Source organism: Novosphingobium beihaiense (genome assembly GCF_022832375.1).
Lineage (GTDB): Bacteria > Pseudomonadota > Alphaproteobacteria > Sphingomonadales > Sphingomonadaceae > Novosphingobium > Novosphingobium beihaiensis.
The window spans coordinates 1-703 of sequence record NZ_JALHLG010000015.1 but is presented as its reverse complement, the minus strand read 5'-3'; the positions used below and the strand labels follow the sequence as shown (position 1 = coordinate 703).

Sequence of the window (703 nt, the reverse complement as noted above, 5' to 3'; positions counted from 1 at the left end):
CATCATAGCTCCCGAAACGCCATCGGTTTTTGCGGGTCTCCAGCTCTCGACGAAACCGTTCTGCATGGGACGGCCCGGTGCGATGTAGTGCCATTCCACACCAGCTGGCCGCACCACGATAGGACGGCGTTGCTGGTGAGTTCGGTGCCATTGTCACTGACAATCAACCCTGACTTGCCGCGCCTCTCGATCAGGAGCGCCAGTTCGCGCACGACACGACGCTCGCAGATCGAAGTGCCGGGTATCGCGGCCAGGCACTCACGCGTGACGTCATCGACGATGTTGAGCACACGAAAACGTCGCCCGGACACCATCTGGTCGTGGACGAAATCGAGGCTCCAGCGCTGGTTGGGCAAGGCCAGCACCGGGGCCGGAGCCCACGTACCCACGGCGCGTCTGCGGCTAAGTCGCCTGCGAACGGCCAAACCTTCCTCACGATAAAGCCGCTGCATCTTCTTGCGGTTGATCATCACGCCTTCACGCCGCAGCAGGATGTGAAGGCGCCGATAGCCGAACCGGCGACGCTGGTTCGCCAGTTCGCGCAAGCGCTCCCGCAGGGCGCCATCATCGTTCCGCCTGGAACGGTAACGTGCGCTCTTGCGATCGGCATCGCCAACACTTGCCCCGCCAGCTCCGCTTCCAGGCATACAGCAAGTGCTGACTGGCGCCGAGCCGCTGTGAGACCTCCGCTACCGGATACCCG

Annotated in this window: 1 pseudogene; it reads right to left on the bottom strand. The window is 63.3% G+C overall.

Annotated features, from left to right (window positions below):
- Window positions 1-608 (bottom strand): annotated as a pseudogene (locus tag MTR66_RS12280) (DDE-type integrase/transposase/recombinase); the annotation flags it as partial.
- Window positions 609-703: the final 95 nt, after the last annotated feature.